5 protein-coding genes are annotated in these 5,496 nt (G+C 28.4%); 3 read left to right on the top strand and 2 right to left on the bottom strand.

Going from position 1 to position 5,496, the window contains the following annotated elements:
* Window positions 1–226: 226 nt before the first annotated feature.
* Both JWF52_RS18530 and JWF52_RS18535 read right to left on the bottom strand, forming a co-directional pair.
* Window positions 227–1,150 (bottom strand): pseudouridine-5'-phosphate glycosidase, encoded by a 924-nt coding sequence (locus JWF52_RS18530; RefSeq protein WP_208334949.1) that lies wholly within the window; start codon window positions 1,148–1,150, stop codon window positions 227–229.
* The gene (locus tag JWF52_RS18535) at window positions 1,144–2,238 is read right to left on the bottom strand and encodes a PfkB family carbohydrate kinase (protein WP_208334950.1); all 1,095 of its coding nucleotides are present in this window, start codon (window positions 2,236–2,238) and stop codon (window positions 1,144–1,146) included. Before JWF52_RS18535 ends, JWF52_RS18530 begins: the two co-directional genes overlap by 7 nt.
* A gap of 169 nt (window positions 2,239–2,407) precedes the next feature.
* On the opposite strand from JWF52_RS18535, the gene yabG reads away from it, so the two are divergent.
* From yabG to JWF52_RS18550, 3 genes are all read left to right on the top strand, one after another.
* On the top strand, window positions 2,408–3,268 hold the full coding sequence (gene yabG, locus JWF52_RS18540) for a sporulation peptidase YabG (RefSeq protein WP_208334951.1): 861 nt from the start codon (window positions 2,408–2,410) through the stop codon (window positions 3,266–3,268).
* Window positions 3,269–3,416: 148 nt separating this feature from the next.
* Entirely contained in the window at window positions 3,417–3,683 is a 267-nt protein-coding gene (locus tag JWF52_RS18545) for a Veg family protein (RefSeq protein WP_042277278.1), read from the top strand.
* Between the two features lie 93 nt (window positions 3,684–3,776).
* Entirely contained in the window at window positions 3,777–5,327 is a 1,551-nt protein-coding gene (locus JWF52_RS18550; RefSeq protein ID WP_208334952.1) for a DUF3794 and LysM peptidoglycan-binding domain-containing protein, read from the top strand.
* Window positions 5,328–5,496 lie beyond the last annotated feature (169 nt).

The following is a 5,496-nucleotide window of genomic DNA, read 5'->3' on the forward strand; positions in this document are numbered from 1 at the left end:
CAAAATAATCTAGAAAAAACATGGCATCAGATTGAGGAAATCAAAAAAGTAGTACCTAACTTAAAAGAAGACTAAAAAAGAGTATCTAAGAAATAATATTATTTCTTAGATACTCTTTTAAAATATCACTAAGCTTGAGCGATTGTTAAGCAAAGTGAATTTTTATACAAACTAATTTCTCATTATAATATTAACTATTAGCTGACTATAAATTAATATAAATGGATTAGTTATTATTTAAATCAGATAAGTTTTTAGCTATTTGAGCTCCAACCTTAGCATTGTTATAAACTAATTCTATGTTAGCCTCTAAACTTTTACCTTCAGTTATAGTTTTAACTTTATCTAATAAGAATGGAGTAACATTTTTACCACCTATGTTTTTCTCTTTTGCTTCTTTTAAAGCAGACTCTATAGCATTATTTATAGTATCATAATCCATTTCGAATTCTTCTGGTATTGGATTACCTATAACCATACCACCTTTTAAGTTTAAGTCCCATTTAGCTTTTAACGCTTGAGCAACTTCCATAGAAGAATCTACTCTGTAATCAACACCAAAGCCACTTCTTCTTGTATAGAATGCAGGCATTTCATCTGTACCAAATCCTATAACTGGAACTCCGTTAGTCTCTAAGTATTCTAAAGTTAATCCTATATCTAATATAGATTTAGCTCCTGCACATATAACAGCAACATCAGTATTAGCTAATTCTTGTAAGTCAGCTGATATATCAAAAGTTTCTTGAGCTCCTCTGTGAACTCCACCTATACCACCTGTAGCGAATACTTTAACACCTGCTAAATTAGCTAATATCATAGTAGTAGCAACTGTAGTAGCTCCTGTTAATTTTTTTGATATTATAAATGGTAAGTCTCTTCTACTAGCCTTAACAACATTTTTGCTAGTTCCTAATAATTCTATTTCTTCAGTAGTAAGACCAACTTTTAATACACCATCTATTATAGCTATAGTAGCTGGAATAGCCCCATTGTCTCTTATTATTTTACTAACATTTTTAGCCATTTCTATATTTTTAGGGTAAGGCATACCATGAGATATTATAGTTGATTCTAATGCAACTACAGGTTGTCCTGATGCTACTGCCTTTTGAACTTCTGGATGTACTTGTAAATATTTCTCTAACATAAGATCATCTCCTTAAGTATTTTTTCAACATTGTCTACTGACATGTTTGGATTTATTGTATTTTCATGAGAAAGTGCTATTATTGATGCTGCCATAGAGAATTTAGCGCTATATTCAATGTCAAAATTATTTAAATGACTATAAACAAGACCTGCTATAAATGCATCTCCGGCCCCAGTAGCACTAACTATTTCAGTTTTTACACCATCTACATAGATGCTATGTGAATTATCTTCACAGTACACGCCATCTTTACCAAGCGTTATAAATACATTTTCTACACCTTCGTTTAAGAAGTATTTAGAGCATGATTTTATATCATCTATGTTATCAATTTTTATACCAGATAAAGCTTCAGCTTCATACTTATTTAATTTTATAGTATTAAAGCGACCTACGATGTCTTTAATTTTCATACACTTAGAAGTAGACACTGTGTCAACTAATATTGGTATATGAGAATAAGTTGAAGTAATATAGCTTATTACTTCATAAGATAGATTAGTATCTAACACTATAGCTAAAGAGTCATTAATTTGCTGATGCTTTGAAGAAATATAAGATAAATCTAATTTATCTAGTATATCCATGTGTGATATAGCAATTTGCATATCATTGGCATCATTTAATACAGATACGTATATTGATGTAGAATACTCATTTGATATATAAAAATCTTCAACATCTATACCATAACTCTTACACTCTGATAATATTTGATTACCATATAAATCATTTCCAACTGCAGAAATAAGTTTTGTACTTACACCTAACCTACATATGTTGTCAGCGATGTTTCTACCAACACCACCTAAAGATATATCTACTTTTCCAGGATTAGAATCATGCATAACAAGTTTTTTATTAGGAACACCTTGGATATCTATATTAGATCCTCCTATAACCGTTATATAATTATCCTTTTTTAGGATATAACCTTTTCCTTTAATATAGCCCTTTTTCATAAGATTAGTTATATGCACTGCAGTAGAAGAACGAGTTATATTTAGCTGATTAGCTAACTCTTGTTGAGAAATCATAGGGTTTTCTTTTAAAATATCTAAAATTTCTTTTTCTCTATCAGTCATAATTATCACCAAAAATAAATATTTGTTTATATACATAAACATAAGTTTATATTTATATTATCACTAACTATTTTATTTTTCAACAAAAAAATCATTTATATTCTTAGGTAACAAAAGAAACTATGCTACATATTATAGATTAAGATAAAAAGTTTTAGGGAGGACAGCTATGAAAATAGGAGATATAGTAGCAAGAAAATCTTATAACAAAGACATTATATTTAAAATAGTAGGATTTAATGTAGATGAAAATAACCGTAAAGTGGTAATGCTAAAAGGTGTAGCTTTTAGAATAATGGCGGATGCTTATTTAGAAGATTTAGAAATAGTTAAACTTCCAGATTTAAAAAATGTTTTAATAGATAAAAATGTAGAAGGGGTACTATGTCAATCTTTAGTAAAGGCGAAAGAAAGACAAAAAAAGATGATGAGGGCGGTGCCTAAACTTCAAGCAAATACTAATGTTTATGGCATGCCTGGAAAAGTACTTCAAATAGATGGAGATAAAGAGTATTTAAAAATATGTTTAGATGTGTATACAGAATTGGGAATTCCAGCAGTAGGAGTTTCAATACCAGAAGCGAATCAATATAAAGAAGTAAGAGCGTTACTTGAAAAACACAATCCGGATATATTAGTGATAACAGGTCATGATGCACTAACTTCTAGAAAAGGCAATATAACAGATTTAAGTAATTATAGAAATTCATTAAATTTTATTAAAGCGGTTAAACAAGCTAGAAAATGGCAACCTAATATAGATAGTTTAGTTATTTTTGCAGGAGCGTGCCAATCTAATTATGAACAAATAATAAATGCAGGTGCAAATTATGCGAGTTCTCCAGGCAGGATAATGATACATGCACTAGATCCTGTATTCGTAGTAGAAAAAATCGCATGTTCAAGAATAGATATAGTTGTACCTATAAATGAGGTTATAGATCAGACTGTTACTGGTATTAAAGGGGTCGGAGGACTAGAAACAAGAGGTAAGTTTAGATGGGCTATGCCTAAATCAATTTTATACTAACAGAAATTTATAAAATTATACTGTATATATTAAAAAATACTATTGACTTTTTAGTGAAAAATATATAAAATATTTAGTTTAAACATTTGACAAAAAAACATATCTATGATATTATGTAAACATACAAACGTTTAAAGAAGGTGATATTATGGCTACTGTTCAAACTCTAGACAAAATAAGAGAAAGCCTTGAGAGACATTTAGGTAAGAAAATATTACTAAGGGCGAATAAAGGTAGAAAGCAGATTGTTACTAAAAAGGGAGTACTAGAAAAAGTTTATCCAAGTGTGTTTGTTGTAAAATTAGATGATGATGGAAATGGATATTCAAGAGTATCATATAGTTACTCAGACTTATTGACATCGAATGTGAAATTGCAAGTTTTTAAAGATCAAAATAAATTACATGTAAGTTAAAATTATACCTATTAAAAATAGGTGTAATTTTTTTTTGTTTTTTAAATATAAATATAGTGTGATATTTTTATTTAATTTACAGGGGGGATAAATATGGAACTAATTAAAGATGTAATAAAAGTAGACAATAGAATAGACTTTGGAAAATACCAAACATTTATAGAGGCAGAAGCAGTTGTGCCAGATAAAAAGTCAGATGTTTACGAAATTGTAAAAACTGAAGGGTACATATGTCTTAAAAAAACAGAAGTGACAGATGGAAAAATACTTTGCAGGGGAAGTTTTAATTATAATGTTATGTACATAACAGATGATAAAAATACTGTTTCTAGTATGGATGGTAGGATAGACATAAATGAGGTTATAGAAAAAGATAATGTGGTTCAAGATATGGAATATATGTTATTTCCAGAAGTTGAGCATGTAGATTGTACAATATTAAATGAAAGAAAAATAAGAGTTGGTGCTCTTATGAATATAAGAGGAAGTTTATTTGATAAGCAAAGATTAGATATAGTAAAAGATGTTTCTCAAGTAGAAGGAATACAAAAATATAGAAAAGAAATAAACTACCAAGACATAATAGGAATAGAAAAATCAGAAAGTGTAATAAGAGATACTGTTACTATTAATACTGAGGAAATTCAATCTATAATAAGCTTAAGCCCAACTGCAAAAATAAAAGAAAGTAGAGTAACTGACAATAAGGTTATAGTAGGTGGAGTTTTAGAAATAAATCCATTAGCTTGTACTTATGATGGTGAGATAGTAGAATTAGATAAAATAGGAATAGATTTTACTCAATTTATTGAAGTGCCTGGTGCTTGTGAAGGTATGACAGAAGAAAGTTTATTATCTATGGGAGATTTAAATTATATATTTAAGCAAAATAATGAAAGTAATACAGGAATATTAGATTTAGATTGTACTGTATATTGCAAAGTTAAAGTAACTGATGAAGTAAGTAGAGAAGTTTTACAAGATGCTTACTCTCCACAAAAAATAATAAAATTTGATCAAAGAACAATGGAACTTAATAAAGCACTAAGTAGTGGAACTGAGACTTTTATAGTTAGAGAAAGTATAAAAAATTCTAATGATGATATGCAAATAAAAGATATAGTAAGTGTTTGCCCTTCTATATCAATAGAAAATGCATATATTGAAGATAATAATAGCGTGATACAAGGTGTTATAAAGGTAGATGTATTATATGTTCCAGTAGAAGGTTTAAAATCAGTTTATAGAATAAGTGAAGAGATACCTTTTGAGCATGAAGTAACTATAGATAGTTTAACAGATACTTGTAAAGTGTTTAGTACAGTTTGCATAGAAAAGGTAGATGTTGACTTAAATAGAGATCAAATAGATTTAAATATGAAAGTAAAGAGATTTACTGAAGCAATAGATAAAAAATCAGAAAGTTTTATAATAAAAGGTGATGATTTAGGTGTATATGATTTATCTACAGCTCCAAGTATAATAGTATACATATGTAAAGAAGGAGATAGTCTTTGGAATGTAGCTAAAAAATATAACACTACTGAAGATGAAATAGCAGAGTTAAATGAACTAAAACCAGATGAACCGTTAAAGGCAGGAAAGTGTTTAATACTAGAAAAGAAAGTTGTTTTAGCTGATTAGTAAATATACAAAAATAAGATAATAGGGGATTATAATCCCCTATTATCTTATTTTTTGTAGTATAATGTTAGTAGTTATGCATGCATTATATTATGTATCAAGGAGGCTAAAATGAATTCTATAGAATTAAAAAGTAGAGCTAAAATAAATTTATCAATAGATGTATTGG

The organism is Clostridium sp. CCUG 7971 (genome assembly GCF_017590215.1).
Taxonomy (GTDB): Bacteria; Bacillota; Clostridia; order Peptostreptococcales; family Peptostreptococcaceae; genus Faecalimicrobium.

Bases quoted from the DNA above. Each gene is read 5' to 3' on its own strand.
- JWF52_RS18550 (WP_208334952.1), top strand. From the start codon at position 3,777: ATGGAACTAATTAAAGATGTAATAAAAGTAGACAATAGAATAGACTTT.
- JWF52_RS18535 (WP_208334950.1), bottom strand. From the start codon at position 2,238: ATGACTGATAGAGAAAAAGAAATTTTAGATATTTTAAAAGAAAACCCT.
- JWF52_RS18545 (WP_042277278.1), top strand. From the start codon at position 3,417: ATGGCTACTGTTCAAACTCTAGACAAAATAAGAGAAAGCCTTGAGAGA.
- JWF52_RS18530 (WP_208334949.1), bottom strand. From the start codon at position 1,150: ATGTTAGAGAAATATTTACAAGTACATCCAGAAGTTCAAAAGGCAGTA.
- yabG (WP_208334951.1), top strand. From the start codon at position 2,408: ATGAAAATAGGAGATATAGTAGCAAGAAAATCTTATAACAAAGACATT.